Origin of the sequence: Gluconobacter sp. (genome assembly GCF_047722525.1) — a bacterium.
In the GTDB taxonomy this organism is placed as follows: domain Bacteria; phylum Pseudomonadota; class Alphaproteobacteria; order Acetobacterales; family Acetobacteraceae; genus Gluconobacter.
The window spans coordinates 1-23,543 of sequence record NZ_JBDNYY010000015.1 but is presented as its reverse complement, the minus strand read 5'-3'; the positions used below and the strand labels follow the sequence as shown (position 1 = coordinate 23,543).

At 62.5% G+C, this 23,543-nt stretch carries 20 protein-coding genes; 8 read left to right on the top strand and 12 right to left on the bottom strand.

The window, feature by feature from the left end; all coding sequences use genetic code 11:
- Window positions 1-67 precede the first annotated feature (67 nt).
- Window positions 68-1,123, bottom strand: a complete 1,056-nt coding sequence (locus tag ABF859_RS12080) for a cysteine synthase A (protein WP_415528027.1) — start codon at window positions 1,121-1,123, stop codon at window positions 68-70.
- Window positions 1,124-1,191: 68 nt separating this feature from the next.
- Between ABF859_RS12080 and ABF859_RS12075 the strand changes: the two genes are divergently transcribed.
- Window positions 1,192-1,608, top strand: coding sequence for a rhodanese-like domain-containing protein (locus ABF859_RS12075; RefSeq protein WP_415528026.1), 417 nt, complete (start codon window positions 1,192-1,194; stop codon window positions 1,606-1,608).
- On the opposite strand, the gene ABF859_RS12070 is transcribed toward ABF859_RS12075, so the two are convergent.
- From ABF859_RS12070 to ABF859_RS12050, 5 genes are all read right to left on the bottom strand, one after another.
- Entirely contained in the window at window positions 1,584-2,504 is a 921-nt protein-coding gene (locus ABF859_RS12070) for a DUF2272 domain-containing protein (protein WP_415528045.1), read from the bottom strand. The two genes, ABF859_RS12075 and ABF859_RS12070, sit on opposite strands and share 25 nt — an antisense overlap.
- 55 nt (window positions 2,505-2,559) lie before the next feature.
- Window positions 2,560-2,979 carry a hypothetical protein gene (locus ABF859_RS12065; RefSeq protein ID WP_415528025.1) on the bottom strand — a complete coding sequence of 140 codons (420 nt, stop codon included), beginning with the start codon at window positions 2,977-2,979 and terminating at the stop codon, window positions 2,560-2,562.
- A gap of 33 nt (window positions 2,980-3,012) precedes the next feature.
- On the bottom strand, window positions 3,013-4,119 hold the full coding sequence (mtnA, locus tag ABF859_RS12060; RefSeq protein ID WP_415528024.1) for an S-methyl-5-thioribose-1-phosphate isomerase: 1,107 nt from the start codon (window positions 4,117-4,119) through the stop codon (window positions 3,013-3,015).
- A gap of 174 nt (window positions 4,120-4,293) precedes the next feature.
- A complete protein-coding gene (locus tag ABF859_RS12055) occupies window positions 4,294-5,667 on the bottom strand; it encodes a glycosyltransferase family 4 protein (RefSeq protein ID WP_415528023.1) in 1,374 nt (457 codons plus the stop codon).
- Entirely contained in the window at window positions 5,664-7,112 is a 1,449-nt protein-coding gene (locus ABF859_RS12050; protein WP_415528022.1) for a glycosyltransferase family 4 protein, read from the bottom strand. The genes ABF859_RS12055 and ABF859_RS12050 overlap by 4 nt, the downstream gene beginning before the upstream one ends.
- Before the next feature lie 237 nt (window positions 7,113-7,349).
- Between ABF859_RS12050 and ABF859_RS12045 the strand changes: the two genes are divergently transcribed.
- Window positions 7,350-8,489, top strand: a complete 1,140-nt coding sequence (locus ABF859_RS12045) for an HAD-IIIA family hydrolase (RefSeq protein ID WP_415528044.1) — start codon at window positions 7,350-7,352, stop codon at window positions 8,487-8,489.
- Window positions 8,490-8,800: 311 nt separating this feature from the next.
- Here the strand turns inward: ABF859_RS12045 and ABF859_RS12040 are convergent, their stop codons facing one another.
- Window positions 8,801-10,450 (bottom strand): putative bifunctional diguanylate cyclase/phosphodiesterase, encoded by a 1,650-nt coding sequence (locus tag ABF859_RS12040; protein WP_415528021.1) that lies wholly within the window; start codon window positions 10,448-10,450, stop codon window positions 8,801-8,803.
- A 211-nt stretch (window positions 10,451-10,661) separates the two neighbouring features.
- On the opposite strand from ABF859_RS12040, the gene ABF859_RS12035 reads away from it, so the two are divergent.
- A complete protein-coding gene (locus tag ABF859_RS12035; protein WP_415528020.1) occupies window positions 10,662-11,750 on the top strand; it encodes a glycosyltransferase family 4 protein in 1,089 nt (362 codons plus the stop codon).
- A 5-nt stretch (window positions 11,751-11,755) separates the two neighbouring features.
- Here ABF859_RS12035 and ABF859_RS12030 read toward each other — a convergent pair whose 3' ends face one another.
- Window positions 11,756-12,754, bottom strand: a complete 999-nt coding sequence (locus ABF859_RS12030; protein WP_415528019.1) for an aldo/keto reductase — start codon at window positions 12,752-12,754, stop codon at window positions 11,756-11,758.
- Window positions 12,755-12,844: 90 nt separating this feature from the next.
- Between ABF859_RS12030 and ABF859_RS12025 the strand changes: the two genes are divergently transcribed.
- From ABF859_RS12025 to ABF859_RS12015, 3 genes are read left to right on the top strand one after another with little or no spacing between them, the layout of a single operon-like run.
- On the top strand, window positions 12,845-14,137 hold the full coding sequence (locus tag ABF859_RS12025) for an O-antigen ligase family protein (protein ID WP_415528018.1): 1,293 nt from the start codon (window positions 12,845-12,847) through the stop codon (window positions 14,135-14,137).
- 19 nt (window positions 14,138-14,156) lie between these two features.
- A complete protein-coding gene (locus tag ABF859_RS12020) occupies window positions 14,157-15,155 on the top strand; it encodes a CobW family GTP-binding protein (RefSeq protein ID WP_415528017.1) in 999 nt (332 codons plus the stop codon).
- Window positions 15,152-16,192, top strand: a complete 1,041-nt coding sequence (locus ABF859_RS12015) for a WD40 repeat domain-containing protein (RefSeq protein WP_415528016.1) — start codon at window positions 15,152-15,154, stop codon at window positions 16,190-16,192. Before ABF859_RS12020 ends, ABF859_RS12015 begins: the two co-directional genes overlap by 4 nt.
- A 39-nt stretch (window positions 16,193-16,231) precedes the next feature.
- On the opposite strand, the gene ABF859_RS12010 is transcribed toward ABF859_RS12015, so the two are convergent.
- Window positions 16,232-17,227 (bottom strand): MIP/aquaporin family protein, encoded by a 996-nt coding sequence (locus tag ABF859_RS12010; protein WP_415528043.1) that lies wholly within the window; start codon window positions 17,225-17,227, stop codon window positions 16,232-16,234.
- A 386-nt stretch (window positions 17,228-17,613) separates the two neighbouring features.
- Here ABF859_RS12010 and ABF859_RS12005 point away from each other — a divergent pair, with 386 nt between their 5' ends.
- Window positions 17,614-19,635: a GAF domain-containing protein gene (locus ABF859_RS12005; protein WP_415528042.1), complete on the top strand. Its 2,022-nt coding sequence runs from the start codon at window positions 17,614-17,616 to the stop codon at window positions 19,633-19,635.
- Window positions 19,636-19,642: 7 nt separating this feature from the next.
- Here the strand turns inward: ABF859_RS12005 and ABF859_RS12000 are convergent, their stop codons facing one another.
- Entirely contained in the window at window positions 19,643-19,948 is a 306-nt protein-coding gene (locus ABF859_RS12000; protein WP_415528015.1) for a SelT/SelW/SelH family protein, read from the bottom strand.
- 150 nt (window positions 19,949-20,098) lie between these two features.
- Between ABF859_RS12000 and ABF859_RS11995 the strand changes: the two genes are divergently transcribed.
- Complete coding sequence (locus ABF859_RS11995; RefSeq protein WP_415528014.1) at window positions 20,099-20,908, top strand: acid phosphatase; 810 nt, start codon at window positions 20,099-20,101, stop codon at window positions 20,906-20,908.
- A 27-nt stretch (window positions 20,909-20,935) separates the two neighbouring features.
- Here ABF859_RS11995 and ABF859_RS11990 read toward each other — a convergent pair whose 3' ends face one another.
- On the bottom strand, window positions 20,936-22,315 hold the full coding sequence (locus ABF859_RS11990) for a chloride channel protein (protein WP_415528041.1): 1,380 nt from the start codon (window positions 22,313-22,315) through the stop codon (window positions 20,936-20,938).
- A gap of 295 nt (window positions 22,316-22,610) precedes the next feature.
- A complete protein-coding gene (locus tag ABF859_RS11985) occupies window positions 22,611-23,504 on the bottom strand; it encodes a cation diffusion facilitator family transporter (protein ID WP_415528013.1) in 894 nt (297 codons plus the stop codon).
- Between the last annotated feature and the right edge of the window lie 39 nt (window positions 23,505-23,543).

The following is a 23,543-nucleotide window of genomic DNA, read 5'->3' as shown; positions in this document are numbered from 1 at the left end:
GTTCGGAGTGCTCATGCCACCTGTCCGGAAAACGGCGTTTCCGGACAGGGTTGGGATGGGAGCGATGTTATGCCAGCCAGGGCGGAACAGGCAGGTTTTTCGCACGCAGGAACTCCGGGTTGAACAGCTTGGACTGATATCGGGCCCCACCGTCGCACAGGATTGTAACAATCGTATGTCCGGGGCCGAGCCTGCGTGCGGTCCGGATGGCCGAAGCCACGTTGATGCCGGACGAGCCGCCGACGGAGAGGCCTTCTTCCGATGTCAGGGAGAAAATCTGCTCCAGTGCTTCCGCATCGGGGATGCGTTCGGCATCGTCAGGGTGCGAGCCTTCAAGATTGGCCGTGACGCGGCCTTGGCCAATCCCTTCGGTAATGGAGTTTCCGGAGGCGGTGAGGTCATTGGACTTGACCCAGCCATAGAGCGCGGAGCCTTCCGGATCGGCGAGAACGATGCGCGGGGCCGTCCTGCCCGCAGCCTGTGCCTGATCGCGCAGTCCGAGCGCGATGCCGGCCAGCGTGCCGCCGGTGCCGCAGGCGCAGGTGAAGGCATCGACCTTCCCGCCCGTCTGTTCCCAGATCTCGCGGGCCGTGGTGGCGCGGTGGCCCTCGCGATTGGCGGTGTTGTCGAACTGGTTGGCCCAGAATCCGCCGATCTCTTCGGCCAGACGGCGCGAGACGTGGACGTAGTTGCCGGGATCGCGATACGGCTTGGCGGGCACGAGGCGCAGATCCGCGCCGATCATGCGCAGGAAGTCCAGCTTCTCACGGCTCTGTGTTTCGGGCACGACGATCACGGCCTTGCAGCCGACGGCATGGGCGACCAGCGTGAGGCCGATTCCCGTATTGCCCGCCGTGCCTTCCACGACGGTTCCGCCGGGTTTCAGGGCGCCGCTTTTCAGGGCATCCTCGATGATGGCCAGGGCGGCCCTGTCTTTCACGGAGCCACCCGGGTTCATGAACTCGGCCTTGCCGTAGATGTCGCAGCCCGTTTCCTCGGAGGCGCGTCTGAGGCGGATGAGGGGCGTGCCTCCGATCGCAGCGGTCATGCCCGGGGAGACGGTCTGCCAGCCGTTCGTGGGGGCCGGGGAAATGGTTTGGCGGTTCGGTGAGATGTCAGTCATACGTTCAGTCCTGTGCTGGCCTGTGCTGGGTGAATTATAGAACGCGTTTTGGAAGGATGAGGAAGAGCATGAAGGTCCTGACTGCAAGACAGGCATGGGAAATGCTTGAAAAAAAGCCTGAAAATGAGACTTCAGAGGTGCCCGGCCCCATTCTCGTGGATGTGCGGACGCATCCGGAATGGGTTCATGTGGGGTTGCCGGACGCGGCGGCGATGACGGCGCCGCTCCTGTGTCTGACCTGGCAGCCGGACCGGCAGCGGGAGTTCGTGGAGGCTCTGGTCGAGGCTGTTCCCGACCAGAATACGCCGCTGCTGTTCCTGTGCCGGTCTGGGATGCGCTCGCATCATGCGGCTCTGCTGGCGGAAAATGCCGGTTATGCGGATGTCAGCAACATCGTGGACGGATTCGAGGACCAGCATGGCCCCGGCAAGGGCTGGCGTGCCAGCGGCCTGCCGTCCACTCACATGCCGCTGTCGGGTTCCTGATCCGCATCATAATGGACTTCCAGCACGGCGCACCAGGGATAGCGGCTGTCATAGCTGTGGCCTGATGGGTCGGCGATCATGCCGTTGGCGTCCGTGGGAACATGGGTCAGTGCCACGGCATCGTCCACGTTGCCGCCCACGATGCTCAGCTCGTGACCGAAGGGCTGGGCGTTCTGGTTTGTGGCCGAGACGATGCCGCAATGGGCCGGAAAACCGTAGCTGGTGGGCAGCATGGAGAAGGTGATGGTCTTGCTGCGACCACGGCCGACGCAGATCAGATCGCCGATCTTCGGGGCATAGGTGCCGGGAGCATGGGCGCTGACGCCGTTCGACTGTCCGCTGGCGGCGGCGTTGATGTAGGTCGAGTGATTGGGCGAGTAGGGGAAGCGCTCATTGGCTCCGGCGACGCGCATCACATAGGAAATGAAGGCTGCGGACCAGGCGTAATGTCCGTCATGCTCGATCTCGAAGCGGGCGCCCTGGGCGTCCGTTTTGCCTGTCCAGCCGACTTCAGTCTCATACGGGTCCTGCCCGATCCACCAGTATTCGCCGACGCGCTGCCACAGGCCGGGCAGGCGTTCGGGCTTCAGCGCGGCGTCGGTGGGTTCGGGGCGGTCTTCGGGGTCATCGTCCGAAACGGGGGAGCCGAACATGCGCCATTCGCGCAGGGCGATGGCCGCGACGTCCTGCCGGTTGAACGGCTCGAAATTGCGGGTGGCAAAATCCGGGACGTGGCTGTCATAGCCAGCCGGGCCAGTGGTTCCGTTCGCATACTGGGCGTTCGGCGTGCGGGCCGGGTACGGGCGGACACTCTGCTGGCTGGAACATGCAGCCAGTGCGAGCAGGGCGGCCGTAGCAGCTGCTCGCCTGAAAATATGCGAATCTGGCACTGTTATCCTCGTTGGGGGATGTGTTTCCCGTGCTGAATGAAGGGCCAAGACGACCGGGGCGTCAAGGACGGGCGCGCGGTGGAGCATGGCTGGCCGCATGGGCTGCCATGATTTTCGTACAGGCTTTCTGAAGCAGTGGCGCACCCGCCGGAAGGAACCAGACGCCGAGCAGAACTGTCGAGACCAGCGTGTTCATGATCATCCGTGTCAGAGACAGGGGGGCCATCCTGAAGAGGAGGATGACCGTAACGATGCAGATGACCGGCAGAAACAGGAGATAGAAAAGCAGGCACCATCCGAAAAGCGGCTCGTTGGCGGGGCTGGACAGGGCCATGCCAGCGCCGAGCCCGATACCGGGAAGAAAAACGCTCACGACCATTCCGGCAATGGCGTTGGCCGTCAGGAAACCCCGTATGATGCGGAACCATAGCGGAAGAAGGGCCGCAGGTGGTTCCCCGGAAACCGGAACAGGAGAGGGCATTGCGCAGTCCCGGTTCTGGAAGGAGGGCACCCGTCAGAGGGTTTTCTTCTGCTCGGGGAAAAGGGATTGCAGCCCGGCCTCCGATGCATCACAGCGGCCGCGTTCGGTGATGAGGCCTGTCACGAGCCGCGCGGGCGTGACGTCGAAAGCGGGGTGCGCCGCCGGGCTGCCTAGCGGTGCGATCCGGACGCGACCGGCTTCCCCGTTGCTGTCGAGACCGGTCATGAACAGCACTTCGTCAGCGCTGCGTTCCTCGATCGGGATGTCCGTCACGCCATCGCGCACGCGCCAGTCGATCGTGGAGGACGGCAGCGCCACCCAGAACGGCACGTTGTTGTCATGGGCCGCGAGGGCCTTGAGATAGGTGCCGATCTTGTTGGCGACATCGCCCTGTGCGGTTACGCGGTCCGTGCCCACGATGACCATGTCCACCCGTCCGGCCTGCATGTAGTGGCCGCCGGCGTTATCGGCGATCACGGTATGCGGCACGCCATGGCTGCCAAGCTCCCATGCCGTCAGAAGGCTCCCTTGGTTGCGAGGGCGTGTTTCGTCCACCCAGACATGCACGGGGATGCCTTCGTCATGGGCCATGTAGATCGGGGCGAGCGCGGTGCCCCAGTCCACGGTTGCGATCCAGCCGGCATTGCAGTGCGTCAGCAGGTTCACCTGTCCCTGACGGCCCTTGCGCTCCCAGATGTCGCGGATCAGTTCCAGTCCATGACGGCCGATGGCTTCGTTGGTCTGCACGTCCTCGTCGCAGATCGCATCGGCTTCGGCGTAACCTGCGGCCACGCGTTCTTCCGGAGAAACGGCTCTGAGGCGCGTGACCATGCGTTCGATGGCCCAGCGCAGGTTGATGGCGGTCGGACGGGTGGCGACCAGAAAGGCTGCGGCCTTGTCCAGCGCCTCGTCGGAGGCATCGTCCTGCAACGCGAAAACCAGGCCATAGGCCGCGACGGCCCCGATCAGCGGTGCTCCACGGACCTGCATGGTGGTAATGGCTTCCGCGACGGCCCCAGCGTCCCGGAGTTCCAGAATCTCCACATTCCAGGGAAAGCGGGTCTGATCGAAGATCCGGATGCTGCGGTTATCATCGGAAGGGCGCCAGAGGCTGCGATAGGAAATGCCGTTGATTTTCAAGGGAACGCTCCTTGGGATGCCGGAAAGGAGGGTGGTCGGCGATTAAGCCATGCACGGCCCGTCGCGCACTGAACCGGAGGCTCCTGCATGTGCGTGATCCGCGGTTTCAACTCAAGACCCTGGTCATGAAAAACCCTGCGCCTGAAAGTTTCAGGCGCAGGGGTGGAGATGCGTTCAGCGCAGGACGGTATCGAGGATGACCTTTGCCCCGTCCGTCCAGGGAACGGGTTTGAAGTCGCTCCGGACTTTCCGGGTCCATGCGGCCAGACCTTCGGGGTCCTCGATGGACTGGCGGATGAGGGTGTAGGCGTCCTTGAGGTCGCGGGGATTGAAATAGCGCGCCAGCGAGCCTCCTGCCTCCGGGATGGAGGTCGTGTTGGAGGCGATGCAGGGGCGGCCCATGGCCAGCCCTTCGGTGACCGGCAGGCCCCAGCCTTCGAAGAAGGAGGGGAAAACGCTAAAGCTGCAATCGGCATACAGGCGACGCAGTTCAGCATCGGACGGGTTCTGGATGAAGCGGATCTTGCCGTCCAGCCAGTGCGTGTTCTCGAGCTGCTGCATGAGATCGGAGACAAGCCAGCCCGGGCGTCCGGCAAAGATCAGGGTCGGGACCTTCTCCGCAGGCATGTCCTCGAGGAGCTGGCGCCAGATGCGGAAGAGAAGCATGTGGTTCTTGCGGGCCTCGATGGTAGAGACGAACAGCACATAGGGTTCTCTCACCAGAGGTTCGGGGGGCACGGATGTATCCGCCAGTCCGAACTCTGTTCCCATGGGGACGTGCTGGACGGTGATGTCCGTGCCGATGCCTTCTTCCGCGAGATAGGACTGGACGTCCTGGGCCGTGGCCCTGCTGTTGGCGAAGATCATGTCCGCCAGTGGAAGGACGGCATGATGCCAGGCCCTGAAGGTCGTGATGATGCCGATATCGCACCATTCGGGGCAGCGGACGGGCACGAGGTCATGCATCAGCAGTGCGAAGGACACGCGCAGTTCGTCCCGGAGCCATCGGACGGTGTGCACATAATGGGTGTGATGCCAGGGAGAGCCCAGCGTCAGAAAGACATCGCCGGGCTGGATGGCGTTGGCCAGGGGCGTTCCTTCGGCATGCTGCGTCGGGATCGGCTTCTGGCGGCGCTTTCTGAGGATGCCCCGAGCTTCACTGACAGCCAGTTTTCCCATGCCGGCCCACAGGCCTGCCAGGCCGCCCAGAACCTTGGTCTCCATCCCCAGAAGCATGGTGAGGGTCTGACGGGGGGAGATGCTGTCAGTGGGCTGCATGGCGGAAAACAGGGGAGGCGCAGCTTTGCCGGTTTTCGCGGTGCTGCCTTTCATGACCTGTCGCAGCAGGCCGTCGATGACTGTCCAGTCGATGGTCCGGAAATCGCGGGGATCGTGTTTGTTCGGACCACGGCGGACGAACTGCACGTCCTGTCCATGCAGGGCCCTCAGGGCCGCACTGATTTCGAATACGACACGCTGGATGCCGCTCGGCCTTCCATGATGGACGAGGTGAAACAGCAGGTCATCGACGTCTATCCAGAGAGTCATGCTGCGCTCCCGTCTACATGGGCCGCGTGACAGGCGTCGAGGATGGCATCGGCGGTGTTTTCCCAGGGTGTGGGTCTGAACTGTGTCCGGACTTCTTCCTGCCACTTTTTCAGGCCCTCGCGATCTTCGATCGTCTCGCGGACGACGCGATAGGCCTCATCGATGTTTTCTGGGTCGAAATAGCGTGACAGCGGGCCGCCGGCTTCGGGAATGGATGTTGCGTTCGAGGCGACGCAGGGGCGCCCGTTCATGAGACTTTCCGTAACTGGCAGACCCCAGCCCTCGAAAAGCGAGGGGAACAGCGTGAACATGCAGCCATCGTAGAGATGCGCCAGTTCGTCATCCGACGGATCGCGCAGGAGACGGATCTTGCCGCGCAGCCACTCGGTGTTTTCAAGCTGCTGCATGAGATCGGAGACGAGCCAGCCGACCCGGCCCGCGAAGACGAGCGTCGGGACCTGTTCGGGGGGCAGGTCCGCGACGAGGCGGCGCCAGATGCGGAAAGCCAGGATGTGGTTCTTGCGGGCCTCGATCGTGGAGACGAAGAGAACGTAGGTCTCCGGGGCGGGAAGCCCTTTCGGGCGGTCGCCTTCGATCTTGCGGGGCGGTCCGAAGCCACTGCCGATCGGAACAGTCTGGACGGGGGCCAGCAGCTTCAGGCGGTGCTTGCGCGTATAGTCCTCAATGGTTTTCGCCGTGGCATGGCTGATGGCCAGCAGGCGGCCACACTGGGGAAGGGTCGTATCCAGCCAGTGCTTGAAATCCCGGATCAGGGACAGCGCGCACCATTCCGGCCGGATGGCGGGGATGAGATCGGACAGCAGCAGGACGGGCTGGATTCCATAGGCCTTGCGCATTCCGGCCAGTCTTTCGCCGAAGCCCGGTTCCGACCATGCGGCGCCGAGGATCAGGAAGATATCGCCGGGTTTTGGCAGGGTGGTCAGAGGAGTGTTCCGGGGCGGCACGACAGTCTGCGCCGGGGACGTGGCGGAGGGGGATTTGCGGTGGAACCGCTTCTGCACGACGCCGCGCAGCAGACGCAGGGCGCGCAACTGGTTGACGGCAATGATCAGGAGCGGGCGTGCCAGTTCGGGTGGCAGGCTCTCGATGCGTCTGATGACGGTGTGGCGCAGTCGCCGGACAAGCGCACGTGGCGTGGGACGCGAGCGGGGTGCCGGGCGGCTGTCATGCGCGACTTTTTCGTCGGCGCGAACGGCAAAAAGGTTTTCCAGATCATCGAAGGAGACGGGGGAGAAAAGCTGTGTCCCCTCCAGCCCGCGGCGGATAAGGGCAATATTGCCGATCCCCGGCTTTGTTGCCGCCTGCTGACGGATAACGTGCAGTATTTCGTAGACAAGCCGCTGGATTCCGCTTGGTCGCGAGTTGTTTTCAAAATACTGGAAGATGTCTTCGACGTCGATCCAGATGGTATAATCTGCGTTCATGTGTCCGGACTAGCTTTGTGGCGGCCGACGACGAGGCCGGTCTGTCAAACAGTATTGGTGGCAAAGTGTAGGTAAGCCCCGGCGGATGAGCAAGGGGAGGGGTTGGGACGCTGGTTCTCCCGGGTATGATGGAGCGGATTATTGATCGCGGAGAGTGCGGTTGTGCGCAGCGTTACGGTTTGCCAGTGTGTCATTCTGCTTGAAAATTCTGCTGCGCAGGCGTTGCCCGTGTCGCTCATGCCCTGTGGGGACAGGCCGTTTCTTGCTTGGGTCATGCGGGAGATGCAGCGGTTCGGCGTCGAAGAGTTTGTTCTGCTGACTGAAAGGTGTTCGCAGGCTGTCACATCCGCGATCGGGGAACTCCGGTCATTTCTGCCCAAATCTGCCAGGATTGTCATAAGTCACGCGCCTTCCAGGTGTGGAACGGGGGGCGCGCTCCATCATGCCCGGCAATATCTTCACGAGCGGTTTCTCCTGTGCCGCGGGGAGGCGCTGTTCTCCTGTAATCTGGCCCGGTTTCTGGCTGCTGCATCGACGGGACATTGGCTCCTGCTGCGCCCGGTTGAGGAAGCGGGTCAGCAGGCGGAGATATGTTTGCAGGGAGTGGAAGGCACCATCATTTCGCTGCATCGTGACAGTGGAAGATATGAAGAGGCAGGACTGGTGAGTACCGGGATCTGCCTGTTCGAGGCGTCGGTCTTTGAAATCCTGACTGAAACCTGTTCGCTGGAGCGGGATGTGTTGCCGATACTGGCGCGCAGCGGAGTGCTGCGTGGCCTGTCCCTGACAGGAGAGTTTCATGATGTGGGGGACGTGGCCGATCCGGACGTGGCTCTTGAAATGGCAGGGAGGAAACTGCCGCGTAGCCTGCGTCGTCCGGCGGTTTTTCTTGACCGGGACGGGGTTATTAACCGGGATTTCGGGTGGGTGGGAACACGCGAGCGGTTTGAGTGGGAGCCAGGTGTCCGCGAGGCCATCGCCCGGATCACCGACGGCGGGTATCACGTTTTCATCGTGACCAACCAGTCCGGAATTGCCCGGGGATTCTATTCCGAGGACGATCTTCTGCGGCTTATGGACTGGGTGATCGACGTCATTCGTGAAGAGGGGGGCACCGTGGATGACTGGCGATACTGCCCGATGCATCCCGAAGCGGAAATCGAGCAGTATCGGGGCGTCAGCGAGGATCGCAAGCCCGGACCCGGCATGATTGTCGATCTTCTGAAGCGCTGGGAGCTGGATCCGGCCCGCTGTGTCCTGTTCGGGGACCAGCCTTCCGACATGCAGGCTGCGAAGGCGGCGGAGGTCGAGGGAGTGCCTATCGGACCTGTCAGTCTGTTCGACTTCATCGTCACTGAAAATGTTCTGAAAATATGAGGGATGCCGGGCAGGGGTTGTTTCGACATCGGGCGTTTCAGTATTCCGGAAGGGGTTTTTGAAGACGCTCGACAGGCTGCAAGATGCACGTTACAATTCGTATCAAATGTTCTGAATGGAAAGATGATGGCATCTTACAGGAAAACAGAAGGGTCTTCGTTTCGCGCTTGTCCGGGCTCACGGAAGAATGTGTCATCTGACGTGGAAGACAAGGCGTCTCTGACCGCAGTCGAGAAATATCGCAGGCTGCGGGAGACCCGTCGCCTCGTCAGGCGTGAACGTCTTGCCGAGGAGCGCAAATCCTGACGGTGTCAGGAATGGTGGCCGGAAGAGACATCGTTGGTCTGTTCGGGATCGCCCTGAGGATCGGTCATTCCCGGATAGGCTGACAGGTTTGCGAGCGGCACAGGGCGTCCCATCAGGAAGCCCTGTGCCGTAGTGCAGGATGTATGCCGCAGCATGTCGAGTTGCGCGGCCGTTTCAACACCTTCGGCAATCACCTCCATCGACATGGCATGACCCAGTGCCATGATGGCGCTGACGATGCTCTGGGCCTGTGGATTGTTCAGCATGTCCTGGATGAAGGATCGATCGATCTTGATCCGGTCAAAGGGAAAGCTGCGCAGGTAGTTGAGGCTTGAGAAGCCGATCCCGAAATCGTCCATGACAATCTTGACGCCAAGGGCGCGGATCTTGGTCATGGTCTCCAGATTGCGCTGGATGGCGTCGAGAAAGATGCTTTCCGTCAGTTCGAGTTCGAGCCGGTCCGCTGCCAGTCCTGTCTGGAACAGGGTCTGGATGACGGCGGCATATATGTCATCATGCAGGAACTGGATGGCGGATATGTTGATGGCGATCCTGATATGCGCGGGCAGTCTGCTTGCCTGAGCACAGGCTTCGAGAAGGACCCAGCGGCCGATCGGGACAATGAGACCGCTTTCCTCCGCGATCGGGATGAACTCGCTGGGCGCAATCACGCCCCGTGTCGGGTGCTGCCAGCGCAGAAGGGCCTCGACGCATTCAACCCTGTTGGTCCTGAGGCAGACCAGGGGCTGGAACTCGAGGAAAAACTGGTTCGTCTCGAGGGCCTGTTGCAGGTCATGTTCCAGTTCGGAACGGTGATGGACATCGGCCTGCATGACAGGATTGAAGCTGATCCAGTCCGGAGACTGGAGACGGCGTGCCTCGTTCAGGGCCAGTTCGGCATAGTGGGAGGCCGTTTCAAAGCGATAGGTATCAAAGGGAATGAGGCAGCAGCCGATACTGGCCGTCAGATGGATCCTGCGTCCGCCCACCGACAGGGTCGTGTGGAAAATGTCCCGGATGATCTGTGCCCAGCGGGTTGCCTGCGCCGGGTGCTCGTAAGGGAAAGGACAGAAAATACCGAATTCGTCGCCTGCCAGCCGTGCGATGATGCAGTCCTCGGTCAAGAATGTCCGAAGTCGCTGTCCGATTGCGGCGAGAACCCCATCGGCGACCCGGGAGCCATAGCGCTCACTGATGGTGTGGAAGCGGTTGATGTTGGCATGCAGGAGAATCCCCGCTGGCTGCCGGGTTGCGCCGTTTCCGAAGAACGCTCCCAGACTTTTCTGGAACTCTTCCTTTCCGAAAAGGCCTGTGACGTGTTCCGGAACGGGCGTGCTGTTCACTCCTGACAGGGAAGGCGGAAAGGTGATGGCCAGGGCCAGACAGTCCCGGTCATTTCGACGAAGGGGTGTCAGCCGGAACTGGATGTGAAGAGTCTGTCCTTCCAGGGTCAGGAGCACGCCGGGGCGATAGCTGTTGTCCGGCGGGGCCTTGAGGGCGGCGGGAAGGATGTCACGGAGGGAGGGAATGTTCTGGAGATCCGTGCCGATGCAGGAAAGAAGAGGCCGGTTGGCTTCGATGATCCTGTCCTGATACAGAATGGCCAGTCCTTCGCTGGCGGCATCGGCGAGATGGTGAAGGGGAAAGAAGGCCATGATGTTTTCCCGTGGCGCAGGCTCCGGGAGGCGGCCGTCCGCGCAGTGCCGGCCCCCTTCCTGGCTGGTCCTCTGGGAAATATGCACAATCATTTCTGTCCCTCTGTCTTGGAGAAGGATGGCCCGGCTTCTGTTAAGAAACTGGAAATGTCAGTCAATGATGAATTACTCAAACTGCAACAAAATGTTTCTAGTGGGAGATCCGGACATAATGCGTCATCCCGTTCTGACCATCCTGCCACCACGGGAGCGTTACGAGGCGGGCCATGCCGGGGCGATTTCCCTGCTTGTCAGCCGGGGAGCCCGGTTTTCAGACGCTGTGGCAGGCATAGGACGGATTGGGACGCCTTTGCCTGGCGGGCAGTATCTGCCGTTAATCCTGCCGGGAATTCCGTTGCCGAGAAACTGGCGTTTCCGGGTGGCATGTGTGGCGATGATGCGGTTTTGCCGTCCTGCTTTGACGGAAATTCACAATCGGCCCGATCTGGCGCGTTTTCTTGCCCGATTCGGACCGGTCAGGCTGGTGCTGCATAATGATCCCTGCACCATGCGCGGCGCGCGCTCGGTGCGGCAGCGGGAGGATCTTGCGCGGCACGTTCTGGTCTGCGGGGTTTCGGACTGGGTGGTCCGGCGTTTCCGGGAAGGGTGTGGTCCGATCCGGACGGAGGTGCAGCCCAACTTCATCGACTTTTCTGAATTGCCCGCCCAGGTTGCAGGACAGCGACAGAGGGCGGTGTTGTTCGCCGGGCGGGTGGTGGCGAACAAGGGCGTGGATGCGTTCGTGCGGGCCTGGGATAACATCCGGGCGCGTCATCCGGGATGGAAAGCCATCATCATGGGGGCGGACCGCTTCGGGCCGGCGTCACCGGAAACGCCCTATCTGGCGGCATTGCGGCCTCGGGCGGCGGCGGCGGGCGTCATGATGACGGGATATCGGCCGCATGGCGAAGTTCTGAAGGCCATGGCCGAGGCTGCGATTGTGGTGGTGCCGAGCCGCTGGGAAGAGCCGTTCGGTATGACTGCGCTGGAGGCCATGGGCTGTGGCGCGGCGGTCGTTGCGTCACCTGTGGGCGCGTTGCCGGATCTGGTTGGAGACGCCGCCCTGCTGGCATCGCCGGACGTGGCCGGAGCGCTGGAGCAGGCTTTGAGCCGTCTGATGGACGATGAGGAGCTTAGAACCCAGTTGGGAGAACGGGGGCGGGAACGAGCGGCGCTGTTTGATGTCGAGGCTGCCCGTGTCCGGCAGGAAGAACTGCGGCAGGCGGCGATTGCGTTTGCCGTCCGTCCGCCGCAGTCCTGACGGCCTCAGTCCCGGGCGGGCGGGGCCATGAAGGTGGGGTCGATGGCATCGGGAACATGCCGGGCGAGGATTTCGTCCACGGCTTTCTTTTCTTCGTCGGTCAGGGACCAGCCGAAGACATCCTTTACGCCTGAGACCTGCTCCGGCTTGCGCGCACCCCAGAGAGCGATGACGGGTCCCTGATCCAGCACCCAGCGGACCGCGAAGGCCATGACGGACTTGCCACGCTTCTGGGCCAGCTTTTCGAAGTCCTCAACAGCGGCCAGATACTTCTCGAAATTCGGCTTCTGGAACTTCGGATCGTTCGAGCGCAGGTCATTCTTCGGAAAAGTCGTGTCACGGTTCATTTTGCCGGTCAGCAGGCCACGGCAGAGGGCGCCATAGGCGAGCACGACGGCATTGTGCTTTTCGGCGTAGGGCAGGATGTCCTTTTCGATCGTGCGCTCGAAAAGGTTCAGCGGTGGCTGGATCGTGGCGAGTGGGGCGACTTCGCGGAAGATGTCCATCTGTTCCGGCGAGAAGTTGCTTACGCCGAGGGCACGGATCTTGCCTTCCTGATGGAGCTTCTGAAGCTCGCGGGCGCTCTCGTCGATCGGAGTTTTGTCGTCGGGCCAGTGGATCTGTTCGAGGTCGATCGTCTCCACACGCAGGCGACGCAGCGAATCCTCGACTTCCTTGCGAATGCGCGCCGGGCGGGAATCCCGGAAGACCTTCATGTTTTTTTCGTCTTCGCCGACCCAGTGCAGGCCGAGTTTCGTGGCGACGTGGGCTTTGTTGGGCTTTTCAGCCAGGGCGCGGCCGACGATTTCCTCGGAATGGCCGAAGCCGTAGACCGGGGCGGTGTCGATCAGGTTGATGCCTTCGTCGATGGCGGCGTGAATGGTGCGGACGCCATTCTCGTCATCGGGACCGCCCCACATCCAGCCGCCGATGGCCCAGGTGCCGAGGGCCACACGGGAAAAGGGGGTGTCGATGCCGGGAATGCGGATGGTGTCGGATGCCATGAGTGTCTCCACTTGAAATGGACGGTAACGAAAAAGCGTATCGCGCCGGGAGAGGTTGCATGATTTCATGAAACCTTCCATCCACGCGGGATGCGTTTCTCTCCTTCCGTTCTGACCCGGATCGGCCGCTGGGCTGCCGTGGTCCTGCCTCTGGCCCTGACGCATGTTCGCGTGGCTGGCGAGGCTGATCTTGATCTTCTCGCCGTCCTGCTGCTGCTGCATTCGGGTCTGACCGGCCGACGGCAGGGCGGGTGGGACTGGTTCCGGGAACCCTGGGTCGTTGCCACGTTCTGTTGGTGGGGCTGGCAGGTACTTTGCACGGTGTGGGTGTCGCCGGGGCATGGGGCGCTGGTCCAGTCGCTGCTGGCGATCCGCTTTCCGCTGGCCGCTGCGGCACTGGGCTGCTGGCTGCTGAAGGATGCGGTCTGGCGCCGGCGCGTGCTGTGGCTGACCTGTGCGTGCGGTGTCTATATCGCGTTGCAGATGCTGATCCAGGCCGTGTTCGGGCGCAATCTGTTCGGGATTCCGCGCTTTCATGATGGAACGCTGACCGGACCGTACGCGCATCCGCGGGCTGCGGCACCGCTGTCCCGGCTGATTCTGCCGTTGCTGATGGTCGGGTGTGCGGTGGCAGAGGGCGCGCGCAGCCGTCCGGTGCGGACGCTGGGGCTTTGTACAGCAACGGTGCTGGCGGTCGGGATCATGGTTCTGGCCGGGCAGCGGATGCCGCTTGCACTGTCCCTGCTGGGGATTGGTGTCTGTGCGCTGTTGTACCGGCCGATGCGTCCGGCAGCACTGGCAGCGGCGGCGATGCTGCCGGTTCTGGTGCTGGTGGCGCGGGTGTTCTCGCCGGGCAGCTTCTTCCATCTCGTGACGCTGGCGCGGCAGCAGCTCACGCATTTCGGCCAGTCTCCTTATGGGGAAATCTATACCCATGCAGTTGTGATGGCGCAGGCGCATCCCTGGATCGGGCAGGGTTATGACGCCTACCGGCATTTCTGTTCGGATCCGGCCACGTTCCATGGGATTTCCGGATTGTCTGAAGCAGTGCCGGAGAAGGGATGGCTGGATCTGTGTGTGCAGCATCCGCATAACCATTACCTTCAGGCGCTGGTCAATGCCGGGGTGCCGGGGCTTATTCTGTTCGTGCTGATGATTGCGACCTGGCTGAAGGCGATCTGGCCGGGGCGGAATGGTGCGGCAATTTCGATCGGGCTGTTTGCCGCCGTGTTCATTCAGGAATGGCCGGTCGCGTCGTCTTCGGACTTCCTGAACCTGCCTCTGAGTGGCTGGGGCTTTTTGCTTCTCGGGCTGGCGCTGGCCTATCGGACATTCCACGGCGAGGACGGGTTTCAAGCGGGCAGGGACCGGCCTATATCGTAAGGCAGATTACGGAGGCCTTATGTCCAGCACCCCTGACACTACTGCGACCCCGGCACGGACCGGGACCGTTCCCGTGACGGTCCTTACCGGCTTTCTCGGCGCCGGCAAGACGACGCTTCTCAATCATATCCTGACGGCCGAGCATGGCCGCAAATATGCGGTCGTCGTGAACGAGTTTGGCGAACTCGGGATCGACAACGACCTCGTGGTGGATGCCGACGAGGAAGTGTTCGAGATGAACAACGGCTGCATCTGCTGCACGGTGCGCGGGGATCTGATCCGCATTCTGGGCAGTCTGCTGCGCCGGCGGAACCGCTTTGACGGCATCATCGTCGAGACGACCGGGCTGGCCGATCCGGCCCCGGTCGCGCAGACGTTCTTCGTGGATGAGAACCTGCGGGAGAAGGCGCGTCTGGATGCGGTCGTGACGGTTGTGGATGCGTTCAACGTCATGGAAACGCTGGACGAAAGTCCCGAAGCTGTGAACCAGATCGCGTTTGCGGATGTGATCGTGCTCAACAAGGTCGATCTTGCAGATGAGGAGCGTCGCAAGGAGATCGTGACCCGTCTGCGTAAGATCAATGCGGTGGCGCAGATCCATGAGGCGCAGCATGGCGGCGTCAAGCTGACGGACATTCTGGACCGTGGCGGCTTTGATCTGACGCGCGCGCTCAAGACGATGCCAGACTTTCTGGAGAACGAGCATCACTCGCATGAGGAAGGCATCACCAGCATTTCCCTGAGCATCAAGGAACTGATCGACCAGCGTCGTTTCCAGGCGTGGATCGGGGCGATTCTTCAGGAACAGGGTGCGGATATCCTGCGGGCGAAGGGCATCCTGCATTTCAAGGGCGAGAAAGACCGCTTTGCGTTTCAGGCCGTCCACATGATGGCGGATGGGGACTTCATCGGTCCGTTCCGTGAAGGTGAGAGCCGGGAGTCCCGTCTGGTGTTCATCGGCCGCAATCTCAACCGTCCGCAGCTTCGTCGCGGCTTTGAAAGCTGCATAGCGGAATGATGGGTGATCTTCTGACCGACCGGGGCGGAGAGCGCCGGTTTGAGAGCCCGGTCGTGCATGTCGTCTCTTCGCGCGACGGACACAGCTTTGCGGCACTGACGGCGGATGGGGGGCTTGTGCTCATTCCGCGGGACCGTCTGCGGGAGCCGGAGAACTGGATCGTGGTGCCGGCACATGATGGCGGGCTGTGTCTCGCGCAGGATTGCGGGCCGGATGCGTTCCTGTCAGGTGGCGAGGACGGAAAGCTCGTCCGGACTTTTGCTGACGGGCGGACCGAAACCCTGCATGAAGGCCGTCGCTGGATCGACTGTGTGGCGAGCACGCCGGGGCATCTGGCGTTCTCCACCGGAAAGCAGATCGAGGTCCGTGCGGCGGAGGGGCATCAGACGCTCAAGGTTCTGGAACATCCTTCGACCGTGACTGGCATCGTGTTCGATGCGAAGGGCAAGCGGATTGCGGCGTCGCATTATAATGGTGCGTCGGTGTGGTTCGTGCAGGCCAAGGTCGATACGGTGCGGCCGTTCGAATGGAAGGGCAGTCATATCGCGATTGCCATCCATCCGGGCGGCGAGGCGCTGGTGACGTCCATGCAGGAAAATGACCTGCATGGCTGGCGTCTGTCGGACGGGCACAACATGCGCATGAGCGGCTATCCGAAGCAGGTGAAATCGCTGGCGTTCACGCGCAATGGCCGCTGGCTGGCGACGGCCGGGGCGGATGCGATCATTCTGTGGCCGTTCTTTGGCGGTGGGCCGATGGGCAAGGCTCCGGCCGAGCTGGCGCGTCTGCCGGGGCTGTTCGTCAGTGCGGTCTGCCCGAACCCGAAGGAAGACATCATCGCCGCGGGATATGAGGACGGGACGGTTGTGCTCGCGGAAATCGGGGGTAGTGACCAGCGTGTCCTGCCGCTGTGCTCCGGGCAGGACACGCAGCGCGGCAAGGTCACGTCGCTGGGCTTTACGCCGCAGGGCGGGGCGCTGGTGTTCGGGACCGAAGACGGTGTTCTGGCCGCGATTGACCTGTCCAGCGCGGGCTGACTTTCGGAACCGATTTTGAGAGCGGGCCGGTCTGACAGTTCAGGCCGGCCCGTTTTCTATGTCACCGGGCTGGAGATCGCTTTGGGCCTCAGGGGACTGCTGGCGTGCCAGTGTCTGCAGATGAGCGCGATAGGCGTCGTAATGCTCCGGGGCGGCGTGTCTGAAGTCAGGGTCTTCAAGATGGGGGACGCGCCCGTGATGCCCGAAGTTGACGAGACGGGCTTCAAGCAGATGCACCTTGCCGAGAATATCGGACTGGATCAGCAGCACGGCAAGCGATGAGCCGATGAACGGCCCGAAAAGATAGATCCACAGCCCGTTCCAGTTGCCGGCAAACAGATCCGGGCCGAAGCTGCGGGCGAAATTGGCGCTGTTGCCGGACATCCATGCGGTGATCGGGTTCATGACGAAAAAGAACAGGCCGCCGATCCAGGGCGTGATCCACTTGTATCGTGGATGGGCCGCCAGCCAGTACAGCATCATGATGAGCAGACCGGTCACGAGGATTTCGGAGCCGAGAGCGTACCAGATCGAGATGTCGGTATAGGGAATGGTCGCGCCGTAATGCACTTCCGTCGAGAACAGGTGCCAGGGCTTGAAAATGATCCCGAAGGCATAGACGGCCCCTGTTCCAAGTGCGGCGCCCAGAATCTGCGCGATGATGTAGCCCAGCGCGTCAATCCAGACGATTTTCTTTGACAGCATGAAGGCGAGTGTCACGGAGGGGTTGAGATGGGCTCCGCTGACCTTTCCAAATGGTGTCATGGCGGCGACCGTGCCCGCGAGACCGAAACAGAGGCCGCACAGGGCTGTCTGCAAGGTCGGGTGGGGTGCGAGAAGGGTGCTGAATAACGTGCCGGGTGCGGAGAGGAAAATGACGCAGGTCAGGCCGGCAATCATCAGGATGGCGGTGGCGAGGGCCTCGCAGCCGTAAAGGTTCCAGTGGAACGGTCGCTCGGGATGGGGTTCGCCGGCGAGGGGACGGTCATGGAAATGGATGTGGAAGTGCGGCCAGTGGATGGCCGGGATCTTGATATGGGGAAGATGGAAATGGGGAAGGTGAAAATGTGAGGGATGTGCCTCCCCACTATTTTCCTCTTCTTCCGGAACGGACTTCGGCTCTGACATGATGCTGTCCATGTATTTGTTGCATTGGTGTGCGCGAAATCACATGACATCCATTATGGAAATGATCGCGGCGTCTCTCTGATATGTAGGAGTGCTTTGCGCTTACTGGTGTCACGATGACGTGACGTCGGCAGGAGATGAGGTATTGTCAGGGATTGTCGTCGGTCATTTTATGTTACATGATCGGAACATGTTTTTCCCGTCGTCTTGCGTCGGATTGTGCCACGATGAAATAAGGGTATGTTCGTGCCATGCAGAGCACGGGGTCGATTCAGCAAAAGCATTTGAAGACAGTGCTTTCATCCGACGCTTCGGCTGATCTGAATGCGTATGGGGATCTGCAGGCATTTTCGGATCTCGATCTCGACGATATTGCCGTGGCCGCTGCTGCACTGTGCCGTACGCCGATTGCCCTGGTCAGTATTCTGGACGGGGAGCAGCTCTGGTTTTCCGCGCGGGTCGGGACGGATCAGCCTCATGGCGCTCTTGCCAATTCCGGCTGCGCCGCGGTGATTGCGCTCAAAGCACCGGTGGTGATCCCGGACATGACGGCGGATCCTGGAACGCGCCGGAATGGTCTGGTCTGCGGCATGCCCGGTTTGCGTTTCTATGCCGGATATCCGCTGTTCACGTCGGAGAACGAGGTTTTCGGTTCGTTATGTGTCGTTGATCTGAAGACACGTCCGCAGGGGCTCTCGCAGCAGGAACGGGACGGACTGGCCGCCCTGTCGCGGCAGGCCATGCGGCTGATGGGACTGCGCCGGGAGACAGTGGCGCAGGAGCGGCGTCTCGCTGCCCAGCAGATCCGTCGCGAACGCGCCACGCGGCAGGCCAGGCAGGCGGATGCGGAACGGCGTCAGGCGATGGAAAAATACGCCCTCCAACAGGCCGCGGGAGCGGCGGGTGGCGTGGGGATCTATGAATATGATCTGACCAGCGGGGACATTGCCGTTTCCCCCGAGGTCTGCCGGATTATCGGCCTGCCGGTTACCGATGTCCTGACGGTGGGTCAGTGGGTCGCCCGCGTGCATGAGGAGGATCGGCCGCTGATTCCGGTCCTGTCGCAGTTGCTGGAGGGGGCCGCCCCTCTGAAACTCGAATATCGCGTGGTCCGGGCCGACGATCAGAAGGAACGCTGGATCCTGCGTCAGGGCGTGCTGGATCGTGATGACGAAGGCCGTCCTGTCCGCCTGATCGGAACGATTCAGGACATTACACCCGAACGAAACGCGACCAGCCGTCTGACCACCCTTCTGGCGGTCGGGGATGCCCTGCGGACTGCCCCGACGCGGCGGCAGGCGCTTGCGGAGGCCTGCGGGCTTCTGGGAAACAGGCTCGACGTCCAGCGGGTCGGATTTGCGGCAATTACGGTGCGCGACGAACTCTTTACCGTGGAGCAGGGGTGGTGCGCCTCTGGCGTGCTGCCGATCTCGGGGCAGTTCCCGTTTCAGGCCTTCCGCCGGGTCTCGGATTTCCTGCGCAGCGGGACCGTCCTCATCGTGGATGACCTGTCCGGTTCGTCCTGGATGCGCGAGGAGCAGGAAGCCTGCCGTGCGGTGCAGGTGGAGGCCCAGATCGTGGTTCCGAAGATGGATCATGGCGAGCTGACGGGATGCCTGTTCGTTCACAGTGCGACCCCGCGGGAATGGACACTGGATGAGACGTCCTTCATCCGTACGGCCGCGGACCGGATTTTCACGGCGCTGGACGAATGGGATGCCGAGGCGCGGCAGGAGATCGTCAATCATGAGATCCTCCATCGCCTCAAGAATACGCTGAGCATCGTGCAGAGCCTTGCGCATCAGGGCTTCCGGGGGGTGGACGATCAGGGGCCGCTCACAACTTTCACCTCCCGTCTGGTCGCGCTCGGTGCGGCGCATGACCTGCTGATGCGCCGGAACTGGCAGTCCACGGATCTGAAGAGTCTGGTCTGTGGGGTGCTGACGCCGCTGGGTGTGGAGGGACGGGTTATGGTCTCGGGGCCGTTCCTGAAGCTGGGCCCGGATACGGCCACATCCTTTTCGATGCTCCTGCATGAACTGGCGACCAATGCCATGAAATACGGGGCGCTGAGCGTGCCGGAAGGCAGGGTTTTCCTGAGCTGGCAGATTGCGGAAACAGATGGTGAAGCCGTCATGTCACTGGTCTGGCGGGAAACGGATGGCCCGGTGGTCACGCCGCCTGAGCGGACGGGATTTGGCGTGCGGCTTCTCAGGGCGGGGCTGGGACGCCACGGAAAAACGGAACTGCATTACGCCCCGACGGGTTTGTGTGCCGGTCTGACCGCCCCGACGCTGTCGCTCGCAACGAACTGACAGCCGCTCAGGTTTCGGGCTGCTGGCTGGCAGGCCGGTCCGTATGTCCCAGATCGCGGTCGGGGTCGATGACGTCCCGTACGCGCTGTTTCAGCTCTTTGGGGCCGGGAAATCCGCCGTCGCGTTTACGCTCCCAGACCAGTGTGTCGTTGACATGGATCTCAAAGCAGCCCCCGGTATCGGGGATCAGGGCGACTTCACCGAGAGCCTGTCCGAACGTGGAAAGCAGTTCCTGTGCCATCCAGCCTGAGCGGAGCAGCCAGTTGCACTGGGTGCAGTAGCGGATGGAGACGCGGGGAGAACGATGGGACATGGGGCAGGTCCTTCTGGGGGGCGGGGCATGCTCTGGTGGTGAGAACCGTCACGAGGCTTTCATGCGAAAAGGTCTTCGCGCGGTGGAGCGGGAACGTTATGAATACGGATTGTTTTTCCCTTCCGTGTTCCTGACTGGATTTTCTGGCTCATGCAATCTGCCATTCGTCTGCCTGTTGCGCTGCTCCTGTGTGCGACCGTTCTTTCAGCCTGCGCGCCTGCGCCAAACAGAACCGCCTCCGCCCAGGGAGGCATCCTGCCCGAAAGCGCAGCGCCCGACGAGCGGCTTGTGCTTGCGCCCCCTCCCGCGCCGGGCAGCGCCGCACAGATGGATGATGACCGGGTGTTCCGGGTGACGCGCGCGCTGAAGGACACCCCACGCTGGACACTGGCGCAGAACGATGCCGATCTGGCGCCGGCGCATCTGGTCCGGGACTTCTCCTGTGCGACGGGTTTCGACATTGATCTGGCCAAGGCGCCGCATCTGGTACGGGTGCTGGAGCGCATCCGTCATGCCGTTGGACGCCGGACCTCGGAGGTCAAGAAATACTGGCACCGCACACGGCCTTTCGTAGGCACGAACCTGCCGATCTGCACCTCCCCTGAGGGGCTGGGGCTGCATTCATCCTATCCTTCAGGGCATACGACAGCGGGATACGGCATGGCGCTGCTTCTGGCGCATCTGATGCCGGAGCACGCTTCGGGCATTCTCCAGCGCGGGCGGGTGATCGGGGAAAGCCGGATTGTCTGCGGGGCACACTGGAAATCCGATGTTCAGGCGGGATATCTGAACGCCTCCTCGCTCATGGACACGCTGCTGGCCCAGCCGGAGCTTCAGGACGATCTGGCGGCGGCCCGCAGGGAACTGCTTGCCATGCAGGGGACGCAGCCGGCTCCCGATGCTGCCCAGTGCGCGGCGGAGCATGATGCCGCGATGCATTCCCTGCTGACCGAACCCTGAGGAACCGCAGAGCGGCGGCCTGAAGGATCAGGGCGCCGCTTTTTCGCTTTTCTCTGGTGTGGAGGGCGTCGGTTGCGGTGACGGCCGGGGATGATGGCCGCGGTCATTGGCTTCCATGAAGCGGTCCGCCAGGCTGCTGTAGAGCGAGTGCGGGCAGATCATTTTCGAGACGCCGAAGGCCAGGAAGGACGTGGCCAGCAGGGCCAGCGTGACCTGCTGGTTGTCGCACATTTCCATAACGATGATTGTAGCGGTCAGAGGCGACTGCGACATGCCGCAGAAATACGCCACCGTCCCCAGAAGCACGACCGCGCCGGGGGTGGTGTGCGGCAGGAACTGCTCCACCCAGCCGCCGATTCCCGCGCCGATGGCGAGGGATGGTGCGAACATGCCGCCCGGAATGCCGGAGCAGTACGACACGACCATCGCCAGATATTTGAGGATGAAGAACGAGGCCGGGTAGTGCTCGGTGCCGTTGAAGATGGCCCGGGCCTGATCGTACCCTGTGCCGTAGGTGGCGCCCTTTGAAACGAGGCCGATCAGGGCAAGCACGAAACCACAGGCTGCGGCGAAGGCGATCGGGCGCGTGGCGGCGAACTGACCGACCCGGCCGGGAATGCCGCGCGATGCCTTGATGAGAATGGCTGAGAAGCTGCCGCCTGCCAGGCCGCCCAGAATGCCGCAGGTCAGCACTGCGATCCATGCCGTCCCGACCGGGACATCCACGTCCGCGTGGCCGAAATAGGTATAATTCCCGATCAGCGCGATGGCGGTGACACCGGACAGGACCACCACGGTCAGGGTACGGCCGGAGGTCTTCTGTTCGAAGGAGTGGGACAGTTCCTCGATGGCGAACATGATGCCGGCCAGCGGCGTATTGAAGGCGGCCGCCATGCCGGCAGCACCACCGGCAAGGATCATGCTGCGCCGGGCAGCGATGTTGGACTGCCCCAGCAGGCGGGAAAAGGCGTGCATGATGGAGGCACCAACCTGCACGCTCGGGCCTTCGCGGCCGATGGAGGCGCCGCAGATCAGTCCGAAGGATGTCAGCAGGATCTTGCCGAGGGACGTCTTGAGGGACAGCACGCGGTCCACGACCGCGACGTTCTCGATATGCAGCGTGGCGATCGTCTGGGGGATGCCGGAGCCCTGCGCACCCTTGAAGATGGTGCGTGTGGCCCAGGTGATGAGGGCCAGACCCGCAGGGGCGACGACCAGCATGGCGGCGGGGTGCCAGGCCAGGATCTGATGGCGCACGCCCGCGGCCCAGTCACCCAGTCGTGCAAAGAGAACCGCCACGATACCGACCAGAACCGCACCGATCCAGTAGATGGCCGTGCGACGCCACTGGTTCGTCGTGACTTTCGCCGAGCGGCGGAGATGCAGGATGCGGTCCTTGCGGCGCATGGCGTGCTGGGCGGAGCGGGCGTCCGTGGCCGGAGGCTCGGGAGGAATGGCGGCAACAGGAGAAGGAGGCGGTGTATCGGCCAATATTCGGACGTCCGGGAGGGAGGGTCGGGCTGTGGAGGATACGCCCGGTTCAGGCCCGTGCGCTGACTTTCTGCACCTGCCACCAACGCGGGAGAGGGGTCAAGGGTTCTTGTCCGGTGCGGCGTGGGAGGCTGAATCCGTCTCCGGCTGTGTCATAAACCGCACAGTGGGGGATGGATTCTCCACGATTACGACAACGTGCAGCCGTGTCTCAGCTCAGGACCAGCACGCCCGAATGCTTGGCCTTGTCCTCGGGTTCGACATGGATGTGGATGGAGGCGCGGCCGAGTTCGGAGCGGATGGCGGCTTCGATCTGGTCGCAGATTTCGTGGGCGTCATGGACCGTGAGCGCGCTCGGCACCACGAGATGGAACTCCACGAAGGACAGGGCGCCGACCTTGCGGATGCGCAGATCATGGGCTTCGAGCGCACCAGTGGCACTCGAGGAAATGACGGTTTTGATGGCGTCCATCTGTTCGGGCGAGGGGGCCTCGTCCATCAGGCCGGACAGGGAATGTCTCATCATGGAGAAGCCGGCGCGCATGACATTCAGTGCCACCAGCCCGGACATCACCGCATCGAGCCGGTCCCATCCGAGCAGCGGGATCAGAGACACGCCCGTCACGAGCGCGATCGTCGCCCAGACGTCGGAGACGACATGTTCCCCCGCGGCCTGCAATGCCTGTGAGGACTGCTTCCTGCCGACCACGATCAGGAAACGGCCCCAGGCGAGATTGACCAGACCGGCCAGCGCATTGAGGGCCACACCGAAGAACGGCGCGATGACCGGTTCGGGGTGGCGCCAGTCATGGATGGCAATGCCCAGGATGCCGATGGCCGTCAGGACGACCAGCACGCCTTCGATGACGGCGGAAAGATATTCCGCCTTGCCGTGGCCGTAGGGGTGGTTGTCGTCGGCCGGCAGGGCCGCGACTGACATGGCCCACAGCGTACCTACTGCAGCGACGACGTTCAGGATGGTCTCGATGGCGTCAGACAGCAGGGCTTCCGACCCCGAAACCAGATAGGCCGCGTATTTGATGGCCAGGACCACCACACTCAGCACGATGGAGGCGCGGGCGACCTTGATGCGGGTGGATGTCATGACAGGTCCTCAGCAGCAGGGCTGGTGCGTGTCGCAGAC

Bases quoted from the DNA above. Each gene is read 5' to 3' on its own strand.
- ABF859_RS12080 (WP_415528027.1), bottom strand. From the start codon at position 1,123: ATGACTGACATCTCACCGAACCGCCAAACCATTTCCCCGGCCCCCACG.
- ABF859_RS12075 (WP_415528026.1), top strand. From the start codon at position 1,192: ATGAAGGTCCTGACTGCAAGACAGGCATGGGAAATGCTTGAAAAAAAG.
- ABF859_RS12065 (WP_415528025.1), bottom strand. From the start codon at position 2,979: ATGCCCTCTCCTGTTCCGGTTTCCGGGGAACCACCTGCGGCCCTTCTT.
- ABF859_RS12055 (WP_415528023.1), bottom strand. From the start codon at position 5,667: ATGACTCTCTGGATAGACGTCGATGACCTGCTGTTTCACCTCGTCCAT.
- ABF859_RS12050 (WP_415528022.1), bottom strand. From the start codon at position 7,112: ATGAACGCAGATTATACCATCTGGATCGACGTCGAAGACATCTTCCAG.
- ABF859_RS12045 (WP_415528044.1), top strand. From the start codon at position 7,350: ATGCCCTGTGGGGACAGGCCGTTTCTTGCTTGGGTCATGCGGGAGATG.
- ABF859_RS12040 (WP_415528021.1), bottom strand. From the start codon at position 10,450: ATGGCCTTCTTTCCCCTTCACCATCTCGCCGATGCCGCCAGCGAAGGA.
- ABF859_RS12035 (WP_415528020.1), top strand. From the start codon at position 10,662: ATGCGTCATCCCGTTCTGACCATCCTGCCACCACGGGAGCGTTACGAG.
- ABF859_RS12030 (WP_415528019.1), bottom strand. From the start codon at position 12,754: ATGGCATCCGACACCATCCGCATTCCCGGCATCGACACCCCCTTTTCC.
- ABF859_RS12025 (WP_415528018.1), top strand. From the start codon at position 12,845: ATGCGTTTCTCTCCTTCCGTTCTGACCCGGATCGGCCGCTGGGCTGCC.
- ABF859_RS12020 (WP_415528017.1), top strand. From the start codon at position 14,157: ATGTCCAGCACCCCTGACACTACTGCGACCCCGGCACGGACCGGGACC.
- ABF859_RS12015 (WP_415528016.1), top strand. From the start codon at position 15,152: ATGATGGGTGATCTTCTGACCGACCGGGGCGGAGAGCGCCGGTTTGAG.
- ABF859_RS12000 (WP_415528015.1), bottom strand. From the start codon at position 19,948: ATGTCCCATCGTTCTCCCCGCGTCTCCATCCGCTACTGCACCCAGTGC.
- ABF859_RS11995 (WP_415528014.1), top strand. From the start codon at position 20,099: ATGCAATCTGCCATTCGTCTGCCTGTTGCGCTGCTCCTGTGTGCGACC.
- ABF859_RS11990 (WP_415528041.1), bottom strand. From the start codon at position 22,315: ATGCGCCGCAAGGACCGCATCCTGCATCTCCGCCGCTCGGCGAAAGTC.
- ABF859_RS11985 (WP_415528013.1), bottom strand. From the start codon at position 23,504: ATGACATCCACCCGCATCAAGGTCGCCCGCGCCTCCATCGTGCTGAGT.